This is a genomic window from Phytobacter sp. MRY16-398, assembly GCF_003925915.1.
Taxonomy (GTDB): domain Bacteria; phylum Pseudomonadota; class Gammaproteobacteria; order Enterobacterales; family Enterobacteriaceae; genus Phytobacter; species Phytobacter diazotrophicus.
Genome location: NZ_AP018756.1, coordinates 186,932 through 209,990, shown reverse-complemented (window position 1 = coordinate 209,990; position 23,059 = coordinate 186,932). Strand labels below are relative to the sequence as shown.

Annotated in this window: 21 protein-coding genes and 1 pseudogene; 9 read left to right on the top strand and 13 right to left on the bottom strand. The window is 54.4% G+C overall.

Annotation, left to right across the window (positions count from 1 at the left end; all coding sequences use genetic code 11):
* Window positions 1-5 precede the first annotated feature (5 nt).
* From MRY16398_RS01010 to ghrB, 4 genes are all read left to right on the top strand, one after another.
* Window positions 6-755 (top strand): sugar phosphate isomerase/epimerase family protein, encoded by a 750-nt coding sequence (locus tag MRY16398_RS01010; RefSeq protein ID WP_079496922.1) that lies wholly within the window; start codon window positions 6-8, stop codon window positions 753-755.
* 4 nt (window positions 756-759) lie between these two features.
* Window positions 760-1,698 (top strand): sugar kinase, encoded by a 939-nt coding sequence (locus MRY16398_RS01005; RefSeq protein ID WP_125123730.1) that lies wholly within the window; start codon window positions 760-762, stop codon window positions 1,696-1,698.
* Window positions 1,699-2,061: 363 nt separating this feature from the next.
* A complete protein-coding gene (locus tag MRY16398_RS01000) occupies window positions 2,062-3,342 on the top strand; it encodes an MFS transporter (protein WP_039080186.1) in 1,281 nt (426 codons plus the stop codon).
* Window positions 3,343-3,362: 20 nt separating this feature from the next.
* Entirely contained in the window at window positions 3,363-4,337 is a 975-nt protein-coding gene (ghrB, locus tag MRY16398_RS00995; protein ID WP_071195041.1) for a glyoxylate/hydroxypyruvate reductase GhrB, read from the top strand.
* 65 nt (window positions 4,338-4,402) lie between these two features.
* Here ghrB and MRY16398_RS00990 read toward each other — a convergent pair whose 3' ends face one another.
* Window positions 4,403-5,113 carry a DUF3053 domain-containing protein gene (locus MRY16398_RS00990; protein WP_039080184.1) on the bottom strand — a complete coding sequence of 237 codons (711 nt, stop codon included), beginning with the start codon at window positions 5,111-5,113 and terminating at the stop codon, window positions 4,403-4,405.
* Between the two features lie 377 nt (window positions 5,114-5,490).
* On the opposite strand from MRY16398_RS00990, the gene MRY16398_RS00985 reads away from it, so the two are divergent.
* On the top strand, window positions 5,491-5,784 hold the full coding sequence (locus MRY16398_RS00985) for an HTH-type transcriptional regulator (RefSeq protein ID WP_039080183.1): 294 nt from the start codon (window positions 5,491-5,493) through the stop codon (window positions 5,782-5,784).
* 43 nt (window positions 5,785-5,827) lie between these two features.
* Here the strand turns inward: MRY16398_RS00985 and MRY16398_RS00980 are convergent, their stop codons facing one another.
* The 7 genes and pseudogenes from MRY16398_RS00980 to MRY16398_RS00945 form a co-directional block, all read right to left on the bottom strand.
* A complete protein-coding gene (locus tag MRY16398_RS00980; RefSeq protein WP_107222628.1) occupies window positions 5,828-7,447 on the bottom strand; it encodes an ABC-F family ATP-binding cassette domain-containing protein in 1,620 nt (539 codons plus the stop codon).
* A gap of 585 nt (window positions 7,448-8,032) precedes the next feature.
* Window positions 8,033-8,518: a GNAT family N-acetyltransferase gene (locus MRY16398_RS00975; protein ID WP_039080181.1), complete on the bottom strand. Its 486-nt coding sequence runs from the start codon at window positions 8,516-8,518 to the stop codon at window positions 8,033-8,035.
* Complete coding sequence (locus tag MRY16398_RS00970) at window positions 8,506-8,772, bottom strand: type II toxin-antitoxin system TacA family antitoxin (RefSeq protein WP_039080180.1); 267 nt, start codon at window positions 8,770-8,772, stop codon at window positions 8,506-8,508. Before MRY16398_RS00970 ends, MRY16398_RS00975 begins: the two co-directional genes overlap by 13 nt.
* Window positions 8,773-8,929: 157 nt before the next feature.
* A pseudogene (locus tag MRY16398_RS00960) lies at window positions 8,930-9,178 on the bottom strand (transposase); the annotation flags it as partial.
* 120 nt (window positions 9,179-9,298) lie between these two features.
* Window positions 9,299-11,368, bottom strand: coding sequence for a glycine--tRNA ligase subunit beta (gene glyS, locus MRY16398_RS00955; protein ID WP_039080179.1), 2,070 nt, complete (start codon window positions 11,366-11,368; stop codon window positions 9,299-9,301).
* A 9-nt stretch (window positions 11,369-11,377) separates the two neighbouring features.
* Window positions 11,378-12,289, bottom strand: coding sequence for a glycine--tRNA ligase subunit alpha (gene glyQ / locus MRY16398_RS00950; RefSeq protein WP_004126458.1), 912 nt, complete (start codon window positions 12,287-12,289; stop codon window positions 11,378-11,380).
* A 105-nt stretch (window positions 12,290-12,394) separates the two neighbouring features.
* Window positions 12,395-12,700, bottom strand: a complete 306-nt coding sequence (locus tag MRY16398_RS00945; RefSeq protein WP_172600614.1) for a YsaB family lipoprotein — start codon at window positions 12,698-12,700, stop codon at window positions 12,395-12,397.
* 175 nt (window positions 12,701-12,875) lie between these two features.
* On the opposite strand from MRY16398_RS00945, the gene MRY16398_RS00940 reads away from it, so the two are divergent.
* Entirely contained in the window at window positions 12,876-13,871 is a 996-nt protein-coding gene (locus MRY16398_RS00940; protein WP_125123729.1) for an acyltransferase, read from the top strand.
* Between the two features lie 36 nt (window positions 13,872-13,907).
* Here MRY16398_RS00940 and yiaA read toward each other — a convergent pair whose 3' ends face one another.
* The 5 genes from yiaA to xylA form a co-directional block, all read right to left on the bottom strand.
* Entirely contained in the window at window positions 13,908-14,339 is a 432-nt protein-coding gene (gene yiaA, locus MRY16398_RS00935) for an inner membrane protein YiaA (RefSeq protein WP_039080177.1), read from the bottom strand.
* Between the two features lie 94 nt (window positions 14,340-14,433).
* On the bottom strand, window positions 14,434-15,354 hold the full coding sequence (locus tag MRY16398_RS00930; RefSeq protein ID WP_039080176.1) for a GlxA family transcriptional regulator: 921 nt from the start codon (window positions 15,352-15,354) through the stop codon (window positions 14,434-14,436).
* Window positions 15,351-15,890: an isochorismatase family protein gene (locus tag MRY16398_RS00925; protein ID WP_039080175.1), complete on the bottom strand. Its 540-nt coding sequence runs from the start codon at window positions 15,888-15,890 to the stop codon at window positions 15,351-15,353. The genes MRY16398_RS00930 and MRY16398_RS00925 overlap by 4 nt, the downstream gene beginning before the upstream one ends.
* Window positions 15,891-16,023: 133 nt before the next feature.
* Window positions 16,024-17,478 carry a xylulokinase gene (xylB, locus tag MRY16398_RS00920; RefSeq protein ID WP_039080174.1) on the bottom strand — a complete coding sequence of 485 codons (1,455 nt, stop codon included), beginning with the start codon at window positions 17,476-17,478 and terminating at the stop codon, window positions 16,024-16,026.
* A gap of 85 nt (window positions 17,479-17,563) precedes the next feature.
* Complete coding sequence (gene xylA, locus MRY16398_RS00915; protein ID WP_039080173.1) at window positions 17,564-18,886, bottom strand: xylose isomerase; 1,323 nt, start codon at window positions 18,884-18,886, stop codon at window positions 17,564-17,566.
* 360 nt (window positions 18,887-19,246) lie between these two features.
* On the opposite strand from xylA, the gene xylF reads away from it, so the two are divergent.
* The 3 genes from xylF (at window position 19,247) to xylH (ending at window position 23,023) form a co-directional block, all read left to right on the top strand.
* On the top strand, window positions 19,247-20,239 hold the full coding sequence (gene xylF / locus MRY16398_RS00910) for a D-xylose ABC transporter substrate-binding protein (RefSeq protein ID WP_039080172.1): 993 nt from the start codon (window positions 19,247-19,249) through the stop codon (window positions 20,237-20,239).
* A gap of 83 nt (window positions 20,240-20,322) precedes the next feature.
* The gene (locus MRY16398_RS00905) at window positions 20,323-21,864 is read left to right on the top strand and encodes a xylose ABC transporter ATP-binding protein (protein ID WP_039080171.1); all 1,542 of its coding nucleotides are present in this window, start codon (window positions 20,323-20,325) and stop codon (window positions 21,862-21,864) included.
* Complete coding sequence (gene xylH, locus MRY16398_RS00900; RefSeq protein WP_039080170.1) at window positions 21,842-23,023, top strand: xylose ABC transporter permease XylH; 1,182 nt, start codon at window positions 21,842-21,844, stop codon at window positions 23,021-23,023. The genes MRY16398_RS00905 and xylH overlap by 23 nt, the downstream gene beginning before the upstream one ends.
* Window positions 23,024-23,059: the final 36 nt, after the last annotated feature.

The window sequence follows — 23,059 nt, the reverse complement described above, 5'->3', positions numbered from 1 at the left end:
GGAAGATGAAAAGAAAAATCATCGTTGTCACCGCCGCCTATGGCAGCGAACAAATTAAGGCGATGGGCGGCCAGCAGGCCGTCCTGCCGCTGATTGCCAACGCAGGCGCAGACGGCGTGGAAATACGCCGCGAACTGTTAAGCGATCAGGAATTGAACAGCCTCTCTACCCTGGCCGCCACCATTGAAGACCACCGTTTACTGGCCTGTTACTCCGCGCCATACGCGCTGTGCCTGCAAGATGGTTCTCTGAACCCGCACTTGCCTGCCCTGCTTGAAGAAGCGCGCACGCTCAAGGCACTGTGGCTCAAGGTCTCTCTCGGCCATTATCAGCGTAAAGACGTGCTGGAAACCCTACGCGGCTGGCTTGCAGAGAGTGGCATGGCGCTGGTGGTAGAAAACGATCAGACCGAATGCGGACAACTGGCGCCGATGCAGCGCTTTAAAGCTGCCTGCAATGTACTGGCGCTGCCGGTGACGCTCACCTTCGATACCGGCAACTGGGTATGGGTCGGCGAGTCGCCGGAAGCGGCAGCGCATCTTCTGGCCCCCGCAGTGAGCTATATTCATGTGAAGGCTGCCATTCCACACCATGAGAATTATCGCGCCGTCGCACCCGATAAAGCCGATGAACGCTGGCTTGCCCTGTTAAACCAGCTACCGCCTGATGCCCCGCGTGGGATTGAATTTCCACTTGAAGGCGACGACCTGACCGCCGTCACCCGTCACTACGTCGAATTGTTACGTGAGGAGTAACGCCATGCATAACTCGCTTGATGTCATCACGATTGGCGAAGCCATGGCCATGTTTGTCGCCACCGAAACCGGCGATCTTGCCGATGCAGAACATTTTGTGAAGCGCGTTGCGGGCGCGGAGCTGAACGTGGCGACGGGCCTAGCGCGGCTGGGAATGAATGTCTGCTGGATCAGCCGCGTAGGCGATGACAGTTTTGGACGTTTTGTTTTTAACTCGCTGAAAAAAGAGAATATTGACACCCGCGGCGTCACCGTTGATGGACGCTTCGCAACGGGCTATCAGCTAAAATCGAAAGCCGAAAATGGAACCGATCCCATTGTAGAGTATTTCCGTAAAGGATCGGCGGCAAGCCATCTTTCAACGGATGATTTTCACGCCGCAGCCTTCAACGAAGCGCGCCACCTGCATTTGAGTGGCGTGGCGGCAGCGCTCTCTTCGACATCCTATGAACTGCTGGAACATGCGGCAGCGGCCATGAAAGCTCAGGGCAAGACCATCTCTTTCGACCCGAATCTGCGCCCGGTGCTGTGGAAAAGCGAAGCAGAGATGGTAGAGAAACTGAACCGCCTCGCTTTCCAGGCCGACTGGGTGTTACCGGGGCTGAAAGAGGGCGTGATCCTGACCGGACAGCAATCGCCAGAAGGCATCGCTGATTTTTACCTGCAACGCGGCGTTAAAGCCGTGGTGATTAAAACCGGCCCGGATGGCGCCTGGTATAAAACAGCCAGCGGCGAGCAAGGCGCGGTCGCTCCCGTGAAAGTGGATAACGTGGTCGATACCGTCGGCGCCGGGGATGGTTTCGCCGTCGGTGTGATTAGCGCCCTGCTGGAAGGCAAGACGCTGCAACAGGCCGTTCAGCGCGGCAACAAGATTGGCTCGCTTGCCATCCAGGTGCTTGGGGATAGCGAGGGGCTGCCCACACGTGAAGGGCTGGGTGAATGATTCCCCTCACCCCTGCCCTCTCCCACAGGGAGAGGGAGAAAAACATCGCAGCGGACTTATCCCCTCTCCCTTGAGGGACGGGAGAAGAACATCGCAGCGGACTTATCCCCTCTCCCTTGAGGGATGGGGAGAAGAACATCGAAGCGGGCTTATCCCCTCTCCCTTGAGGGATGGGGAGAAGAACATCGCAGCGGACTTATCCCCTCTCCCTTGAGGGACGGGAGAAGAACATCGCAGCGGACTTATCCCCTCCCCCTTGAGGGAGAGGGTTAGGGTGAGGGGGTAAACCCATCACTAAAAGTAACAAAGCCACCCTGGACCCTACAAACAGGCGGCGCAAACCTCAACCATAGAGGCAACATTATGAAAAGCTCGACAAATGCAGCAAAACGCTGGCTTTACATCATGCCGATTGTTTTCATCACTTACAGTCTGGCCTACCTCGACCGGGCGAACTTTAGCTTCGCCTCCGCCGCCGGGATCAACGACGACTTAGGTATTACCAAAGGGGTCTCTTCCCTGCTTGGCGCGCTATTCTTTCTGGGCTATTTCTTCTTCCAGATCCCCGGTGCGATTTATGCGGAACGCCGCAGTGTTCGCAAACTGATTTTTGTCTGCCTGATTCTGTGGGGCGGCTGCGCGTCACTGACCGGGATGGTCACCAATATCCCGATGCTCGCCGCCATTCGTTTTATTCTCGGCGTAGTAGAAGCCGCAGTCATGCCCGCCATGCTGATTTATATCAGCAGTTGGTTTACCAAATCGGAACGTTCACGTGCCAACACCTTCCTTATTCTCGGTAACCCGGTCACCGTGTTGTGGATGTCTGTGGTCTCTGGTTACTTGATTCAGGCGCTCGGCTGGCGCGAAATGTTCATCATTGAAGGGGTTCCTGCCATCATCTGGGCTTTTGCCTGGTGGATGCTGGTCCGCGACAAACCCGCTCAGGTTGGCTGGCTGTCAGAGGACGAAAAATCTGCCCTGCAAACACAGTTGGATCAGGAACAGCAAGGCATCAAAGCTGTGCGTAATTACGGCGAAGCTTTCCGCTCCCGTAACGTTATCCTGCTGTGTATGCAATATTTTGCCTGGAGTATTGGTGTTTACGGTTTCGTACTGTGGCTGCCGTCCATCATCCGTAACGGCGGGGCCAATCTCGGTATGGTCGAAGTGGGCTGGCTCTCCTCCGTTCCGTACCTGGCTGCGACCATAGCGATGATTCTGGCCTCGTGGGCATCGGATAAGCTGCAAAACCGTAAGCTGTTCGTCTGGCCACTGTTGCTGATTGGCGGCTTCGCGTTTATTGGCTCCTGGGCAGTTGGGGCAAACCATTTCTGGGCCTCTTACACCCTACTGGTGATCGCCGGTGCTGCCATGTACGCCCCCTACGGCCCGTTCTTTGCGATCATTCCCGAAATGCTGCCGCGTAACGTTGCGGGCGGTGCCATGGCGCTTATCAACAGCATGGGCGCGCTCGGCTCCTTCTTCGGTTCCTGGTTCGTTGGCTACCTCAATGGCGCAACGGGCAGCCCGGCAGCCTCGTACATTTTTATGGGGGTGGCACTTTTTGCATCTGTATGGCTTACTTTAATTGTGAAGCCTGCTAACGATAAAACAATTCCAGCGGGCGCTCGTCACGCCTGAATCTTAACGAGGGAGAAGCCATGAAGCCGTCCATCATCCTGTATAAAGCATTGCCTGATGACCTGAAACGCCGTCTGGAAGAACATTTCACCGTCACGCAGGTGGCTAACCTGCGCCCGGAAACGGTGGAGCAACATGCCGACGCGTTCGCCAGTGCCGAAGGCCTGCTGGGTTCCAGTGAAAAGGTGGACGCCGCATTGCTGGCAAAGATGCCGAAACTGCGCGCCGCATCGACCATTTCAGTGGGTTACGACACCTTTGATGTGGACGCGCTGAATGCAAAAAATATTCTGCTGATGCACACCCCGACCGTGCTGACCGAAACTGTGGCCGATACCATCATGGCGCTGGTGCTGAGTTCCGCACGTCGGGTGGTGGAAGTGGCGGAGCGAGTGAAGAAAGGCGAATGGACCAGGGGCATTGGTCCGGACTGGTTTGGCGTTGATGTCCACCACAAAACGCTTGGCATCGTGGGGATGGGGCGCATTGGCCTGGCGCTGGCGCAACGTGCGCACTTTGGTTTCGGTATGCCGATTCTCTATAACGCACGCCGCCAGCATCAGGAAGCGGAAAGCCGTTTCCAGGCCCGCTACTGCGATCTGGATACGCTGCTTAAAGAGTCTGACTATGTGGTTCTCGTCCTGCCGTACACCCAGGAAACACATCATCTGATCAACGCAGAGAAATTCGCCATCATGAAATCATCGGCGATTTTCGTCAACGCGGGTCGCGGTTCGGTTGTCGATGAGAAAGCCCTCATTGAGGCGCTGAAAAAAGGCGAGATTCATGCAGCCGGTCTGGATGTGTTTGAGAAGGAACCTTTACCGGTGGACTCCCCTCTGCTGACGTTACCCAACGTAGTGGCACTGCCGCATATTGGTTCTGCCACTCACGAAACACGCTACGGTATGGCCGCCTGCGCGGTGGATAACCTCATTGATGCGCTGAATGGCAACGTCGAGAAAAATTGCGTTAACCCGCAGGTTTTAAAATAAGCTTTCTCCGGCAGAAACAAAAAAGAGGCGATTATCTCGCCTCTTTTTTATTATGGGTTCCACGCTTACTGCGTCGCATTCACCGTGGCAGTCCAGGCTTGCATAAACGCCTGATGCTGAGCCGCCAGCGGCCCAATCAGTGAATTATACTGGCTGGCCTGCTGTGAGGTCGGGAACTGGATGCCATTGGCAACAAAGCTCACCTGCGTACCCTGCTGAGCAATAAAATCACCCACCTGCACCAGTTGCTGCGTGAAAGTCTGTGCCGCCGGGATCAGCGGTTGCAGCGCGTTAGCCGGAGCAGTGACCACTTTCGAATACACCTGCTCGAAGACCGGTTTCAGGTCATCCGCCTGTTTCAGTCCCGCGTGAGCTGTATCAGCCTGCACTTTCGCATTCTGCAATTGTTGACTCAGCACGCCGAGAGAACCATTGGCCTGACGCAGCGGTTCACGCTGAGTCATATAATCCTGCGGTACGCGAATCGCGTTCACGCTATCCACCACCGGACGCAGACCGGAATCCATCGCCTGGTTCACCTGCTGAGAATAACCATACAGAATGGCGTAATCAGAGACGAACGGTCCAAACTGTTTTTTCTGGTCGGCCGTCAGCGCGGGAAGACGTTCACTGCTACGCATCGCCGTATTTTGCAGGAAATCGATAAAAGCCTTGCGCTGATCGCCTTCTTTATCAAAACACCCACTCAGGCCAACTACCATTAACAACGCCGCAAGAGGCGCAAACCAGCGAGAGCAGGACTTACCTGTCGCCATTTTAATACTCCTTTCACCCAAAAATGCGCACAACGAAACACGCGTGCCTGACGGCTTACAAGGATAGTCCAGGTCGGCGTCTCAGGATACCCTTTTCCATGCTTTCTTATGCACGTCGGGACACGCTCAGGTCAGACCTCGCGCCGTTTCGTCATGCGATTTTTTGCTAACGATTTACAAAAAAATACGTATTTATTCCTGGGCTTGCGTAATCAAGCAATTAACGTTTAGCGAAACGTTTGAATATGCATTTCAAAAGCATGAAAAGCCCTTTTATCCACGATATATCCTGGTCACGCCCTCCCGCCCGCGTTTTTAACGACTATTCTTATTAGTGCTGTATCACTATCCGCTGTGTGTTTTTAGAGGAGTTCTCAATGGAATATAAAGATCCGATGTTTGAGCTGCTGAGCAGTCTGGAACAGATTGTCTTTAAAAAAGATGTAGCGCAAGCGGTTACCCTGACCCAAAAGCCTAATTCTTTTAATGAGTTTGAACAATTACGACGTGGCACTGGGTTAAAGATTGATGATTTTGCACGCGCAATGGGTGTTAGCGTAGCAATGGTTCAGGAATGGGAATCAAAACGAGTTCGTCCTTCCGCGACCGAAATGAAACTGATGCGCCTGATCCATTCAAATCCGATGCTCAGTAAACAGTTAATGGAATAAATCTGGCTGTAAAACCCCCGCCATGACGGGGGTCAATACCCTCTTACTTCCTTTCACAATGCCATCTTTCTTCTCGCCACTCAATCTGGTGCGTTAAGTTTAGCGCCTGCAGAAATGCCTCATCATGTGAAACCACCACTATTGCGCCCGGAAATGCCGACAATGCCAACTCAATCGCCTGCGTCGAAGCCAAATCCAGGTGGTTCGTGGGTTCATCAAGCAAAAGCAGTTGTGTCGCCTCACGACGCCAGAGTACACAGGCCAGCGCCGCTTTCAGGCGTTCTCCACCGCTTAAAGCCGCCAGCGGAAGCGTCACTTTCTCTGCCCCCAGTTGCAGTTGCGCCAGTCGGGTTCGCAGTATGCCTTCGTCGAGTGGCGTCTCACTGGCGTGAAGGTGTGCCAGCACCGGGAGGGAAAGATCCAGTTGCGACAGATGCTGGTCGAGGTACGCCGTCGCGACCGATACCTGACACGTGCCTGATAGCGGCTTTTCTTCTCCGAGCATGACGCGCAACAGGGTCGATTTTCCACAACCGTTTGGCCCGCGAAGCGCTACACGCATCGGCCCGTCCATTCGCCAGCTCAGGGGAGATGAATTGCCATAAGGCAAGATGAGGTTGTCCATCACCAGCACCTGTTTACCCTCAGCCACCTGGCTGCCCGGCAGGGTAAACAAGACTGGCGCATCGTCTTCAACTCGCTCGCGGGCCTGTGCAACTGCGGCATTCAGCGCCTCGTTCTGCTCACGGTGCTGCCGACGCAACGTGCCTGTCCGCTCCTTTGCGGCTCCTTTGTATTTCACCCGCTCGAACGAGGCAATGTTGAGTGTATCGACAGTTCGCAGAGTCTGGGCTGAACGCCGCTGGCTGGCATCATGCTCCTTTTGCTGGCGGTTACGTACCCGACGACGCTCGGTAGCCGCATGCTCAAGCGCCGCGTGGGCTGCCTGCTGCTCGGCTTCGCGTTGACGCTGATAATCACCATAATGGCCGCCATAGCTGCGTAATCCGGCGGGAGATAATTCAAGGATGCGCGGCATCAAGGCCAGCAGTTCACGATCGTGGCTCGCCACCAGCGTTCCGCCCTGCCGACGGGCAAGCCGCGTATAAAGCCATTCTCGTCCTTGTCTGTCGAGATGGTTGGTCGGTTCATCAAGCAGCAGATAATCGGCGTCTGCCATCAATGCCGCGCACAGCAGGGCACGAACCCGTTCGCCGCCGCTCAGCGCTGCGGCAGGTCGATCGGGGGTGAACGGAGGCAGACTGGCATCCATAAAGGCCGCAGTCAGGCGCTCTTCAAGATCCCAAAAGCCTTCCATACGTTCGAGATCTTCTGGCAGGTAATCACCCGATTCGATACGCCGACGTGTAGCAAACACCGCGTCATAACCCAGCAATTCGGCAAGCGTAGTCGACGGGGAAACCGCGTGTTGTTGAGCGACGTAAGCCACAGTACCAAAACGTTCGATATGTCCGGATGCGGGGAGGTCAAGCCCCGCCAGCAGGCGCAATAAGCGGGTTTTACCACAACCATTGCGCCCGACCAGGCCACACAACGCGGGTTCGAGCGAAAGAGAAATTGGGCTAAAAAGTGTCACGCCTGTCGCAAACTGACAGGTGACCTGATGCAAAATAAATAAGGGGGATTGGGCGCACTGAGCCATAAGCACTCCTGAGTGAAATCAATACATCCCCTGCTCGCCATAAGCGCGAAGCAAGGATTCGAAGTCAGCAGGTGTGTTTATCCATTTTCAGTGGGCCTCAGTGAGACGAGGGATTCGTCGGGGCAAAGGATAGCCGCAGACCGGACAGGATTTCAAGGTTAAATTTCATCTTTTTAATTAGCCCGTTTTTAATTCGCATCAATAGTTATTATCTGATTCAGAATAAAAGACCCTGAAATTGTGCAACAAATTTTTTATATAAATTACACCCAATACTTTAAATAGCTCCAATTACAGGAGCGCGGCAAGCGGGCCTCACTTTTTGCTGCCGCCAAACGTTGGAGAGATTAACCGAAGCACCTGATAAAGAGTTTATGGAATACATAGACTCTTTTTTCCTGTTAAAGATAAATAAAATTGTCCGCAACCGAATTATTCATTCCACTACTTTCGGACAGCGCGCGCTTTCCCCTTTCATCTATAATGCATTTACAATCTGTTTCGTAAAAATGTTCTACTGAATCAGCCATGGATATATCATCCCATTATCGCTTATAGCGATTTGGGCGTAACGGTCTTCGCATTCTATTGAGGAAGTTTAAGGAATAACGTCCGCTGCTGAGTTTGTGATGGCTTGAAACCATGGTGAATATAGAAATTTTTGGCTTCTTCCGTCAGCGCGTGAACCATGATTGCACGCACACCAATATTTTCAGCAACTCGATAACAACGAAGCACCGCATCGTGGAGTAAATCAGCGCCAAGCCCTTTTCCACGAAAGGAGACGTCGACAGCAAGCCGGGCGAGTATAATCACAGGAATAGGGTCTGGCATGTTACGCCGAAGGTTGCCTGTAGTTTCTGTATGGTTGACGCTACCGGTGGCCAAAGAGTAAAAACCGACTATTTGTTTCGTGTCTTTCTTACATACAACAAAAGTTCGGGCAGCTCCGAGAGCCTGATTTTTGAGGCCTCTCTGCTTTAGCCAATCATCGAGCACAGCTTCACCGCTAACAAACGCCGCCACCTGATGGAAATTGGATAAAGGCTCTGGCGCTGTTACACGTCCCACTGAGGTTTCCTTGCCAGCAGTTTGTCGATAACGGGATCATCCGCAACCGGTGCATCGAGCATATCGATGAACTCTGCATATTGCTCATCGTTAAAATTAAAGGCACGTCGCTCAAGAATCACATTTTCAGCAGCCTGACAGGCCATTTCCAGAATGAAATCTGTACGTGATTTGTGCAGGATCTCAGCGGCGGCATCAATGAGTGCTCGCTGTGATTCCTTGGCTCTAAGGTTAAGTTGAACATCTGATTTCATGAGATCCCCTTGTATAGCATTTGCTTTACAAGCATAACACAATGTTTATGTATAGCAAACGCTATACATAAACATTTCCTCTCTGATATAAATAATTTTGATGTCCACTTTGTGCTGTGAGTTCAACCGATGGATGCAACAGATTGGTTAAAACGCTCTGCTGGCTGTGAATCGATAAGTCAGTTCCTTTTGGCAAATGCGGCCTGAGCAATCTGTTCGTATTTTCATTTGAGCCAGGTTGCCGGAGGGGTTGAGGGTCGCAGACGTAAACCTGAATATCTGTGGCTACATTAGAGCGGGTGTTGTTGGTCATTTCAGCGCCCCGGTCCCATAGTAGAGTTTTATAAAGCTCAACGGGTAATTCACTGACTTGTTTGATGAGTGCAGATATAACCGTTATGGTCTTCTCATAAAACAAATGAAATAGAAATCTTATTCGTCTGAATATTCTTCCCTGCTCCCTTTTTATTTACTCAGGCGTAAAAAAACCCGCCCGCAGGCAGGTTTTTATTTATCGACCACGCAATTACTGCAGCAGGGAAATATCCGCAACTTGCAGGAACAACTCGCGCAGTTTGGACAGCAGCGTCAGACGGTTCAGACGAACGTCTTTATCTTCCGCATTCACCATCACGTTTTCGAAGAACTCATCAACCGGCTCACGCAGGGATGCCAGTTCGACCAGCGCTTCCTGGTAACGGCCTGCGGCAAAGTACGGCTGCAGCTTGTCGCGCAGAACGACCAGATTGCCCGCCAGTTTGATCTCTGCCGCTTCTTTCAGTACGGAAGCATGCACGATGTCGTTCAGCGTCTCGTCTGATTTCGCCAGAATATTAGAGACACGCTTGTTGGCCGCAGCCAGCGCAGAGGCCTCTTCCAGCGTGCGGAAGTGAGATACCGCTTTCATGCGCGCATCGAAATCCGCCGGACGGGTCGGACGACGCGCCAGTACCGCCTGGATGGTGTCGACGGTATAGCCTTCGTCCTGATACCAGGCGCGGAAACGGCCCAGCATAAAGTCGATAACGTCGTCGACCACTTTGGCATTCGTCAGCTTGTCGCCATACAGACGCACCGCTTCTTCGGTCAGCGTTTGCAGATCCAGGTTGAGGTTCTTCTCAACGATGATACGCAGCACGCCCAGCGCGGCACGGCGCAGCGCAAACGGGTCTTTGTCCCCTTTCGGGTGCTGACCGATACCAAAGATACCCGCCAGGGTGTCCATCTTATCGGCAATCGCCAGCGCACAGGCAATCGGGTTAGACGGCAGGTCATCGCCCGCAAAGCGCGGCTGATACTGCTCATTCAGCGCAACCGCAACATCTTCCGCTTCGCCGTCATGGCGCGCGTAGTGCATACCCATCACGCCCTGGGTGTCGGTGAACTCAAAGACCATATTGGTCATCAGGTCGCACTTAGACAGCAGGCCCGCGCGGGTCGCGTGATTCACATCAGCGCCAATCTGCCCGGCAATCCAGCCCGCCAGCGCCTGAATACGATCGGTCTTATCGCGCAGCGTACCCAGTTGTTGCTGGAACAGCACGGTTTGCAGGCGCGGCAGATGGTCTTCCAGACGTTTTTTACGGTCGGTATTGAAGAAGAACTCGGCATCCGCCAGACGCGGACGAACCACCTTCTCGTTACCGGAGATGATTTGTACCGGATCTTTGGACTCAATGTTGGCCACAAAGATAAAGTTCGGCAGCAGCTTGCCTGCATTGTCATAAACCGGGAAGTACTTCTGGTCACCCTTCATGGTGTACACCAGCGCTTCGGCAGGCACCGCGAGGAATTTCTCTTCGAATTTCGCCGTCAGCACCACCGGCCATTCCACCAGCGAGGTCACTTCTTCGAGCAGGCTGTCGCTCAGGTCAGCGTTGCCGCCAATCTTACGCGCCGCTTCCTCTGCGTCTGCTTTAATTTTGGCTTTACGCGCTTCGTAATCAGCCACAACTTTGCCACGCTCCAGCAGGATTTCAGGATACTGGTCGGCATTGTCAATGGTGAACTCCGGCTCGCCCATAAAGCGGTGACCGCGAATCACGCGATCGGACTGGACGCCCAGAATAGTTGCCGGGATGACGTCGTCGCCCAGCAGCAGGGTCACGGTATGAACCGGACGCACGAAGTGGACGTCAGACGCGCCCCAACGCATCAGTTTCGGAATTGGCAGCTTCGCCAGCGAGGTGGCGATCATATTCGGCAGCAGCGCTTCGGTGCTCTCGCCTTTCACATGAGCACGATACAGCAGCCATTCACCTTTGTCGGTGGTCAGACGTTCGGCCTGGTCAACGGTGATACCGCAGCCACGCGCCCAGCCTTCAGCCGCTTTGCTCGGATTGCCGCTGGCGTCAAACGCCTGAGCAATCGCCGGGCCGCGTTTCTCAACTTCACGGTCAGGCTGAGAAGCCGCCAGATTCGCCACTTTCAGCGCCAGACGGCGCGGTGCGGCAAACCATTCGATTTTACCGTGCGCCAGGCCAGCGTTATCCAGCTCAGCGGTCACGTTCGCAGCAAAAGATTCAGCCAGGCTGCGCAGGGCTTTTGGTGGCAGCTCTTCGGTGCCAATTTCCACCAGGAAAGTTTTCTCAGACATGGCCGCCTCTTATTTATTCTTGTTGCACATCGGGAAGCCAAGGGCTTCACGGGAAGCGTAATAGGCTTCTGCTACCGCTTTGGTCAGCGTGCGAATGCGCAGAATGTAGCGCTGACGCTCGGTGACGGAGATGGCTTTACGCGCATCCAGCAGGTTGAAGCTGTGAGCGGCTTTCAGAATACGTTCGTACGCGGGCAGCGGCAGCGGATTTTCCAGCGCCAGAAGCTGTTGGGCTTCTTTCTCGTACTGCTCGAAGCAGGAGAACAGGAAGTCGACGTCGGCGTATTCGAAGTTGTAGGTGGACTGTTCCACTTCGTTCTGATGGAACACGTCGCCGTAGGTGGTTTTACCCAGCGGGCCATCGCTCCAGACCAGGTCGTAAACACTGTCCACGCCCTGAATGTACATCGCCAGACGTTCTAAGCCGTACGTAATCTCACCGGTAACCGGCTTACATTCCAGACCGCCGACCTGCTGGAAGTAAGTGAACTGGGTCACTTCCATACCGTTCAGCCACACTTCCCAACCCAGACCCCAGGCACCCAGCGTCGGGTTTTCCCAGTTGTCTTCCACGAAACGGATGTCGTGGATGGTCGGATCCATACCCAGCTCTTTCAGAGACCCGAGGTACAGCTCCTGGATATTGTCCGGAGACGGTTTAATCACGACCTGGAACTGATAGTAGTGCTGTAAACGGTTCGGGTTTTCGCCATAGCGACCATCGGTTGGACGACGGGAAGGCTGCACGTAGGCAGTCGCCATCGGTTCTGGCCCCAATGCACGCAGGCAGGTCATTGGGTGAGATGTGCCGGCGCCAACTTCCATGTCCAGAGGTTGAACAATGGTGCAGCCCTGACGAGCCCAGTAATCCTGTAAGGTCAGGATCAGGCCCTGGAAGGTCCTGGTATCAAACTTTTGCATATGATTTCGTGCTGGATACGTGTGGATTTAAAGGAAGGGGCCAGTATACCCGCTGACCGGAAGATATACAGTACGAAACGGGTCTGTTTATGGAAAATTGAAGAACTAGCGCATCGAGAGATGCAAAAACTGGCCTTCCGGGTCAAAAGAGCAGACAAAACCCTCCTTCCGGGGGGTAACACCACGCATTTCATAGCTACTCTGAAACTGTTCGAAGCTGGTAACCGCGATGGCTTGCGAGTCGGTATTATAGCGATGCGCCGCAGATTGCTTGCAGAGCTGTTCCATTTCGAGGGAGTGCGCCGGGCTCACTTTCGCTTTTTGCGCGCGTTGCGCAGGCGTTTCTGGTGGCGCGCTGCATCCTGCCACCAGCAAGACTAACAAGGCTGACGCCATACTATTGATCATCATTTTTTTACCGTCAGGCTAAGCTGCTGTTATTTTTAGAAGTCAGGAGTGCTAAGCAGTGAATTTTGCAAAACTGCCGTAACATCACAAGTATGGGCAGGAAAACTCAGAATTATCCAGAAAGAAAGTGCGTTAAATCGTAAGTCAGAGGGTATTTAACGGGAAAATTGAGGAACAGATGTCGTCGAAAATTTACTGGATTGATAATCTGCGAGGGATCGCCTGTTTGATGGTCGTGATGATCCATACCACCGCCTGGTACGTGACTAACGCGGCCAGCGTGAGCACTCTCGACTGGGGTGTCGCCAATCTCCTCAATTCTGCTTCTCGCGTCAGCGTGCCGCTCTTTTTTATGATCTCAGGTTATCTCTTTTTTGGCGAACGCAGCGCCCAGCCGCGCCATTTTTTGCGTATCGGTTTATGCCTGCTGTTCTACAGCACGATCGCCTTTCTCTACATCGTCTTATTTACCTCAATTAACAGTGAGTTATCACTACGAAACCTGCTACAAAAACCGGTGTTTTATCATCTGTGGTTTTTCTTTGCGATTATCGTTATCTATCTCGTCTCGCCGCTTATTCAGGTAAAACAGGTGAGCGGGAAAATGCTGCTGGCGCTGATGGTCGTCATTGGCATTGTTGCCAATCCCAATACGGTGGCGCAAAAAATAGGCCATTTCGAATGGCTGCCCATCAATCTGTATATCAATGGAGACACGTTCTATTACGTGTTGTACGGCATGCTGGGCCGTGCGTTAGGGATGATGGATACGCAGAAAAAGTCACTCACGCTGCTGAGCGCGACTGTTTTTGTCATCGCCGCATTCGCTATTTCTCGCGGCACCCTGCATGAACTGAAATGGCGGGGTAATTTCGCCGACACCTGGTATGTCTATTGTGGCCCGCTGGTGTTTATCTGCGCCATGTCGCTGTTCACCCTCGTCAAAAACACCCTTAGCGCGCGGGCGTTGCCGGGGCTGGCGATCATCTCCCGCCACTCGCTGGGAATCTATGGTTTTCATGCCCTTATCATTCATGCGCTGCGCACCCGTGGCGTTGAAATTCAGGCCTGGCCCGTGCTCGATATCCTGTGGATTTTTACCGCAACGCTGCTCATCAGCCTGGGCTTGTCGATGCTGTTGCAGCGTATTGATACGCGGCGCTATGTGAGCTAAACGAGCAGCCCGGCCAGCAACACCGGGCGATTGAACTTACTCCTCCGCCTCAGCGGGTACGACTTCCGGCTCGGTTTGATCCCAGCCATCACGGACATTTTTTTGCACGGCGACAATGCCAAACAGACTAAGAAAGAAGGCCAGTCCGTAAAACCCTTTCTCACTGAGCAGCAGTGTCGCATTCCACAATCCGACAAGCAGCAAGCCGATAGAAAGAATAAACGTTATCAGGCACATAAAGTAATACATCTGCGTGGTGGGAATCCCTTCGTAGCGGTCTCTGACCGTTTTTTGATAGGAGGCTGCGGCAAAAAGTCCAAGAAGCAGCACCGCAAAGTAATAACCCCGCTCATTCAGTTGCATCTCGGCATTCCACAGACCTACCAGATAAGATGCGACGCCCCCCATCAGGGCAACCCACGACACGATATTGAACGCGGGAGAAACATGTACTGCGTTTTTTTCCATAAATAACACCCTCCGTTTTTGGTAACCCATAGTAAAGGCACGGGGGCGAAGCGGGAGAGGGAGAGCAGTTTTTCAGAAAACACCAATAGTGACGTTACCCGGCGGCGCGCTGACGCGCGCGGTGCAACTGGCGGGGTGAGGAAAACCCGGCGGCCATCGCAGCCTGCTCCGTACCCCGCCCCTGTAATAGCCACTGTTCGGCCACCGCCAGACGTAGTTGTTCCAGATAATCACGCACGCTGATGCCCAGATGTTGCTGAAACAGACGTGTTAAATGCCGTGGACTCACGTGCGCCTGCTCAGCAATATCCGCCAGTTGCCAGGGTTTTTGCGGCTCGGCGGTAAGCACATCCTGCGCGCGGTGAACCGCCGGGTGGAGATGATTGCGATAGCGCAGCCACGGTGAGAGCTGTGGGTCATCGCCGGAACGACGGAACCAGACCACCATCTCGCGAGCCACCGCCAGCGCCGTTTCCGGCCCGCACAGTCGGTGAATAATGTGCAGCGTCAGGTCAATACCGGAGGTGATCCCCGCACTGGTCCAGATCCCTCTGTCTTCAATGAAAATCCGGTTCTCTTTGACCAGCGCGGCGGGTGCCGCCGCCCTCAGACGAGCAATCACATCGTGGTGCGTGGTGCACTGAATCCCCGTCATCAGCCCTGCTTTTGCCGCTAATAGCGAGCCGGAACAGACACACATCAGCAGCACCTTCTGGCTATGGATCAGCGGTTGCATACGCATCAGCCAGTGGCGGACGGTATCAGCCTGGGGCGTAGCAAAATAGCGTGCGGACTGATGAACGCCGGGCAATACCAGCAGGCTACCTTCCGGCAGGCTGTCCGGCAGCGGCGCAATATTGCCCATCGTCAGGCCGATAGAGGTCGGCACCTCTGCGTCCGGTCCAATGTAATGCAAGCGAAAGGCCTCACCCGCCAGGGAGAAGGTTTCTGCCGGGCCGGTCATATCCAGCGCCAGCACGCCCGGCAACATCACGAACCAGACATCGGTGGTCATAGGGATCCCAGAGTTTCACTGACAGTTTTCACGGTGGCGAAACGGCCTTCGAGCACCGTTTCCGTACGATGACGCAGCGCGTCGCAGTCCAGCGTAATCCCTTTATGCGTCATCGGGAAGGTTAACGTCGCTTCACTGACAAAGGTCACTCTGTAGCCAAGATCTGACGCCACGCGGGCCGTCGTTTCGCAGCACTGTTCGGTGCGCATCCCGCAAATAATGACATGATTAATATCCTGTTTACGCAGCCAGTGATCCAGCCCGGTATCGGTAAAGGCATTGTGCACATGCTTGTAGAAAGTCACCGCAGGCTGATGTTGCAAAAAGGCCATTGGCGCGACATAACCACTTTCCAGCGCGAACGGCCCGCCGTCAGCGACATGAAAAATGTCTACCACCGGCACATCCCGCGCAATACAGCCGGCAATCAGGTTCAACATGGCGTCGCGAAAAGCGGGAAAATTGTCCTCCTGCCAGCTATCGCGATGCAGGAAAGAGTTCTGAGTATCAATATTGATAAGGGCGGTACGTGACATTTTGGGACTCCTTACGCAGTGGGTGTAGGGCTATTCTGGCAAGGAGTGAGCAAGGTGCTAAGACCAAAAAAGGACATCATCAGGTGGATTACAGACGAACATCCTCCCCGCGCAAACGGGGAGGACACAGACGTTACGACATCAGCGGTAAAAGCTGCTGATAAATACGACGGAAGGTTTCGCGACGCGGTTGATACAACGCATGGCGCGCGGCATCCGGCTGGTGCTGCTGTTCAATCGGCAGTTGTGGCAACAGGCGGGTCACCGGGACATCCGGGTTGGCGGCAATTTGCGCCAGACGTGCCGCGCCTAAAGCCGGGCCGACATCGCCCCCCGTGCGGTAATCAAGCTGCTGCCCGCTGATGTCCGCCAGCATCTGTCGCCAGTAGCTGCTGCGCGCCCCACCGCCGATAAGCGTGATGCTTTGCGGCTTCACGCCGCAGGCGTGCACCACATCCATCCCGTCTGCCAGCGCATAGCCCACCCCTTCGAGCACCGATTTCGCCAGCTCATTCGGCCCGTGCTGATGGGTCAGGCCAAAGAACACGCCTTTGGCTTCCGGGTTGTTATGCGGCGTACGCTCGCCGGAAAGATAGGGTAAGAACCAGAGATCGCCCGCGCTGTCATCCGCCTGTTCCGCTGCGGCAATCAGCGCCTGTACAGAATCCAGCCGGGTCAGCTTCGCGGCCCAGTCCAGGCAGGAGGCGGCGCTGAGCATGACCGACATCAGATGCCAGCGTCCCGGTAGCGCATGGCAGAAACTGTGCACCGCGCTTTCGGGATTACTGAGGAAACCTTCGCTGACCGCAAAATAGACGCCGGACGTTCCCAGGGAGAGCATCGCCTGCCCGGCGTCCGCCATGCCAACGCCGACGGCACCCGCCGCGTTATCGCCACCACCTGCGACGACGGCAACCTGTGCCATGCCCCAGCGCGCTGCCACCTCCGGCAGCAAGGTGCCTGTGATGTCGCTGCCTTCGAACAAGGCAGGCATATGGTCGCGGGTCAGCGCGCAGGCGGCAAGCATCTCGTCGCTCCAGTCGCGTTTTGCCACATCCAGCCACATCGTTCCTGCGGAGTCCGACATATCGCTGGCGTACTGTCCGGTCATTTGCCAGCGCAAATAATCTTTCGGCAGCAGGACTTTCGCCACGCGGGCAAACACGTCAGGTTCGTGGCGCTTCACCCATAGTAATTTTGGCGCGGTGAACCCCGGCATCATCAGGTTGCCGGTTATCGCCCGTGCGTTTTTTACCTGCGCTTCCAGCAGCGCACACTCTTCGGCGCAGCGCCCGTCATTCCACAAAATAGCCGGACGAAGTACCTGATTTTCGTTATCAAGCAGCGTGGCGCCGTGCATCTGCCCGGCCAGGCCAATGGCCTTCACCTGCTGTAATGAATGCTGTTCGCCGAGGGCGCGAATCGCCCGGTCCGTGGCCTGCCACCAGTGCAACGGGTCCTGCTCCGACCACAAAGGGCGCGGGCGCGACACCGTTAACTTTTCCGTTTGTGAGGCCAGTACGGTGCCCTGCTCACTGAGCAAAATTGCTTTTACCCCTGATGTGCCAAGATCAACCCCGATATACATAGATGGCTCCTTAAAAAAACTGCCCGGTAACGCAACGCGTTCCGGGCCTGGTCGGTGTGCAGGCCCGAATGCAGGCCAGCGCCGGTTACTTGTCGAACAGGTAATGGTTTACCAGATTTTCCAACAATTCCTGATGCCCGCTCTGATGGCGTGGCGCCAGGTTTTGCTGTTCAGCGTACTTCGCCAGTTCAGCAAGCGTTAGCTGGCCCTGCAGAATTTGCTGGCCAAGTTCACCATTCCAGCCGGCATAGCGTTTCGCGACGCGTTTATCCAGCTCACCGTCTTCACTCATCCGCGCGGCCACTTTCAGCGCCAGCGCCATGGTGTCCATTGCGCCAATGTGGCCATAGAACAGATCGTATTTGTCGGTGCTCTGACGACGCACTTTGGCGTCAAAGTTCAGGCCACCAGTGGTAAAGCCGCCCGCTTTGATGATTTCATACATCACCAGCGCGTTCTCTTCCACGCTGTTTGGGAACTGATCTGTATCCCAACCCAGTTGCGCGTCGCCGCGGTTAGCATCGACCGAGCCGAAGATACCCAGCGCGATGGCAGAGGCAATTTCATGGTGGAAAGAGTGGCCGGCCAGCGTGGCGTGGTTCGCCTCGATGTTCACTTTAATCTCTTTTTCCAGACCGAACTGTTTGAGGAAGCCGTACACCGTTGCCACATCATAATCATATTGATGTTTGGTCGGTTCCTGCGGTTTTGGCTCAATCAGCAGCGTGCCACGGAAGCCGATTTTATGTTTGTGTTCAACAACCATCTGCATGAAGCGGCCAATCTGCTCGCGCTCCTGACGCAGATCGGTATTGAGCAGGGTTTCATAGCCTTCACGACCGCCCCACAGCACGTAGTTTTCGCCGCCCAACTGATGAGTTGCGTTCATCGCGGTGACGACCTGGGTCGCAGCCCAGCTAAATACTTCGGGATCCGGGTTAGTGGCAGCCCCTGCGCCATAGCGCGGGTTAGTAAAGCAGTTGGCGGTACCCCACAGCAGTTTCACGCCGCTCTGCTGCTGTTTTTGCGCCAGCACATCCACCATGTGGGCAAAGTTATTCAGGTACTCTTTCAGCGAAGCCCCTTCCGGCGAGACATCGACATCGTGGAAGCAGTAGTAAGGCACATTCAGTTTGTGGAAGAACTCAAACGCTACATCCGCTTTGCGCTCCGCCAGCGCCAGCGCGTCGCCCGGCTGTTGCCACGGTCTGTCGAATGATCCCACACCAAACATATCCGCACCGTTCCAGCAGAAGGTATGCCAGTAGCAGGCGGCAAAGCGCAGGTGATCTTCCATTCGCTTACCCAGCACTAACTCGTCCGGGTTGTAATGACGAAACGCTAAAGGGTTGGTTGTTTTCGGGCCTTCATAACGAACACGTTCGAGCTGGTCGAAATAAGCATGCATAATGAGCTCCATAATCAGGTGTCGGCAAAGATTCATTTTCCAGGTAATACTGGATTCTCTCCTCGCCTTGCTCAATTACGTTATTTCACACTGACATTAAGAGAATACGCAAATGTGCGCCACCTCGCAAAATAAGCCATAACCAGGCCGTTTGCTTAATTGTTGCCGCCTGCAAAACCGTTTCCGCTTATTTTAAAATCAGATCACCGTCAAACTTCCACAAATAAACCAAAAAACATAACGCCGGGATAAAAACCAGGAATTGCCAGCCACCGTTTACGCGTTAAAAATTTGCAACGTTCATCGCAGTGCATGTTTCTTTTATCTCGCTTCGTCACCCTACAAAAAGGTATTACTATTATGAAGATAAAGAACCTTTGCCTTACTTTGTGTGCTTCTTTGCTGCTCGCCAGCATGGCGGGTCACGCAAAAGAAGTAAAAATCGGTATGGCGATTGATGACTTACGCCTCGAACGTTGGCAGAAAGACCGTGATATTTTCGTGAAAAAAGCCGAATCGCTGGGTGCTACGGTTTTTGTCCAGTCGGCTAACGGTAATGAAGAAACCCAGATGTCGCAAATCGAAAATATGATCAACCGCGGCGTTGATGTTCTGGTTATTATTCCCTACAACGGTCAGGTATTAAGTAATGTTGTAAAAGAGGCCAAACAAGAAGGGATTAAAGTGTTGGCTTATGACCGTATGATCAATAATGCCGACATTGATTTTTATATTTCCTTCGATAATGAAAAGGTTGGTGAATTGCAGGCGCAAAGCCTGGTCAGCAAAGTGCCTCAGGGCAATTACTTTTTAATGGGCGGTTCGCCCGTTGATAATAACGCTAAGTTGTTCCGCGCAGGCCAAATGAAAGTATTAAAACCGTACATTGATAGCGGCAAGATTAAAATTGTCGGCGATCAGTGGGTCGACGGCTGGCTGCCTGAAAATGCGCTGAAAATCATGGAAAACGCCCTCACGGCGAACAACAACAAAATCGACGCGGTCGTGGCGTCTAACGATGCGACCGCAGGCGGCGCAATTCAGGCGCTGAGCGCTCAAGGCCTGGCAGGCAAAGTCGTCATTTCAGGCCAGGATGCCGACCTCGCCGGGATTAAACGCCTGATCAACGGCAGCCAGACCATGACGGTCTATAAGCCCATCACCCAACTGGCTAACACGGCCGCAGAAATCGCCGTTGAGCTCGGTAATGGCAAACAGCCAAAAGCGGACTCCACCCTCAATAACGGTCTGAAAGACGTCCCCGCCCGTCTGCTGACGCCGATTGAAGTCACCAAAGACAACATCGACGCCACGGTTATCAAAGACGGGTTCCATCAGAAAGATCAGCTCTAAGCCTCGCGGCGTGTCTCCCGACAGGAGGCACGCCGGAACATGTCTTCAGGCACTGTGAATACCTCGAATTACGTGGAGCAGTTATGCCTTATTTACTTGAAATGAAGAACATCACCAAGGCCTTTGGCGCGGTCAAGGCCGTTGATAACGTGAGTCTGCGGCTCAATGCAGGCGAGGTGTTATCCCTTTGCGGTGAAAACGGCTCCGGCAAATCCACGCTGATGAAAGTACTGTGCGGCATCTATCCCTGGGGCAGCTATGACGGCGAAATTGTTTTTGCTGGCGAAACCCTACAGGCCGGGCATATCCGTGATACCGAGCGTAAAGGCATTGCGATAATCCATCAGGAACTGGCGCTGGTTAAACACCTGACGGTGCTGGAAAACATCTTTCTTGGCACCGAGATCACCCATCACGGCGTGATGGACTACGACACCATGACGCTGCGCTGCGAAAAGCTGCTCGCCCAGGTCAGTCTGACGATTTCCCCCAATACCCGTGTCGGCGATCTCGGGCTTGGGCAACAGCAACTGGTAGAAATCGCCAAAGCGCTGAATAAACAGGTCCGTCTGCTTATTCTTGATGAACCGACCGCCTCACTCACCGAGCAGGAAACAGCCGTCTTACTGGATATCATTCGCGATCTGCAAAACCACGGTATCGCCTGTATTTATATCTCGCACAAACTCAACGAGGTGAAGGCTATTTCTGACATCATCTGCGTGATCCGCGATGGTCAGCATATCGGCACACGAGATGCCACCGGGATGAGCGAAGACGACATCATCACCATGATGGTGGGCCGCGAACTCACCGCCCTCTACCCCAACGAACCGCACACCACCGGCGATGAGATCTTACGTGTTGAGCATTTAACCGCCTGGCATCCGGTCAATAAACACATCAAGCGAGTCAATGACGTCTCTTTCTCCCTTAAACGTGGCGAAATTTTGGGTATTGCCGGGCTGGTGGGCGCCGGGCGAACCGAAGCGGTACAGTGCCTGTTTGGCGTCTGGCCGGGACGTTGGGAAGGCAATATTTTCCTTGATGGCAAACAGGTGCACATCCATAACTGCCAGCAGGCGATTGCCAGTGGTATCGCGATGGTGCCAGAAGACCGCAAAAAAGATGGCATCGTCCCCGTGATGGCCGTCGGTAAAAACATCACCCTCGCGGCGCTGGACCAGTTTTCCGGCACGCTGAGTAGCCTGGACGATGCAGCAGAGCAGCATTGCATTTTGCAGTCGCTGCAACGTCTAAAAGTGAAAACCTCCTCCCCCGACCTGGCGATTGGTCGCCTGAGCGGTGGGAATCAGCAAAAAGCCATTCTTGCCCGCTGCCTGCTGCTCAACCCGCGCATTCTGATCCTCGACGAACCGACGCGCGGGATTGATATCGGCGCGAAATACGAAATTTATAAATTAATCAATCAACTGGTACAGCAGGGGATTGCCGTTATTGTCATCTCTTCCGAATTGCCCGAAGTGCTGGGGCTCAGCGATCGGGTACTGGTGATGCATGAAGGCAAGCTAAAAGCCGACCTAATTAATCATCAACTGACCCAGGAGCAGGTCATGGAAGCGGCGCTGAGGAGCGAACATCATGTCGAAAAGCAACCCGTCTGAAATGAAACTATCCGCCCCGGTACCGGGTGCCTTCAAAGGATTGAAGTCTCTGAATTTCCAGGTCTTTGTCATGATTGCGGCCATCGCTGTGATCATGCTGTTCTTTACCTGGATGACCGACGGCGCTTACCTGAGCGCGCGTAACGTCTCAAACCTGCTGCGCCAGACGGCCATTACTGGCATCTTGGCCGTTGGCATGGTGTTCGTCATTATCTCGGCGGAAATCGACCTCTCCGTGGGCTCGATGATGGGTCTGCTGGGCGGCGCGGCGGCGATTTTCGACGTCTGGCTGGGCTGGCCTTTACCGCTGACCATTGTGGTCACGCTGGTACTGGGATTACTGTTAGGTGCCTGGAACGGCTGGTGGGTCGCCTACCGTAAGGTGCCGTCGTTTATCGTCACCCTTGCGGGGATGCTGGCGTTTCGCGGCGTGCTGATTGGCATCACCAATGGCACAACCGTCTCACCCACCAGCGCTGCCATGTCGCAAATCGGGCAAAGTTATCTGCCTGATGGTGTCGGTTTCGGCGTGGGTGCGCTGGGGCTTGTCGCCTTCATTCTGTGGCAGTGGCGTGGACGACTGCGCCGCCAGGCGATGGGGCTGACCACCACCGCATCCACCTCTGTCGTGGGTCGCCAGTCGCTCATCGCCGTGCTGGTGCTCGGTGCCATTTGGCTGCTCAATGATTATCGCGGTGTTCCGACGCCGGTATTGCTGCTCGTCTTCCTGCTGCTGGCGGGGATGTTTATGGCTACGCGTACCGCGTTTGGTCGTCGTATCTACGCTATCGGTGGTAACCTGGAGGCCGCACGCCTGTCCGGGATCAACGTGGAACGCACCAAGCTGGCGGTGTTCGCCATTAACGGCTTGATGGTAGCGATTGCCGGGCTGATTCTCAGCTCACGTCTGGGGGCGGGTTCACCCTCGGCGGGCAACATTGCTGAATTGGACGCTATCGCCGCCTGCGTTATCGGCGGCACCAGCCTCGCGGGCGGGATTGGTAGCGTGGCGGGCGCGGTGATGGGGGCATTTATCATGGCGTCCCTGGATAACGGCATGAGCATGATGGATGTGCCCACGTTCTGGCAGTACATCGTGAAAGGAGCCATTTTGCTGTTGGCGGTATGGATGGACTCCGCCACCAAACGTCGGGCGTGAAACCAGGAGCGATCACACTGCCGGAAGATTTTTCTC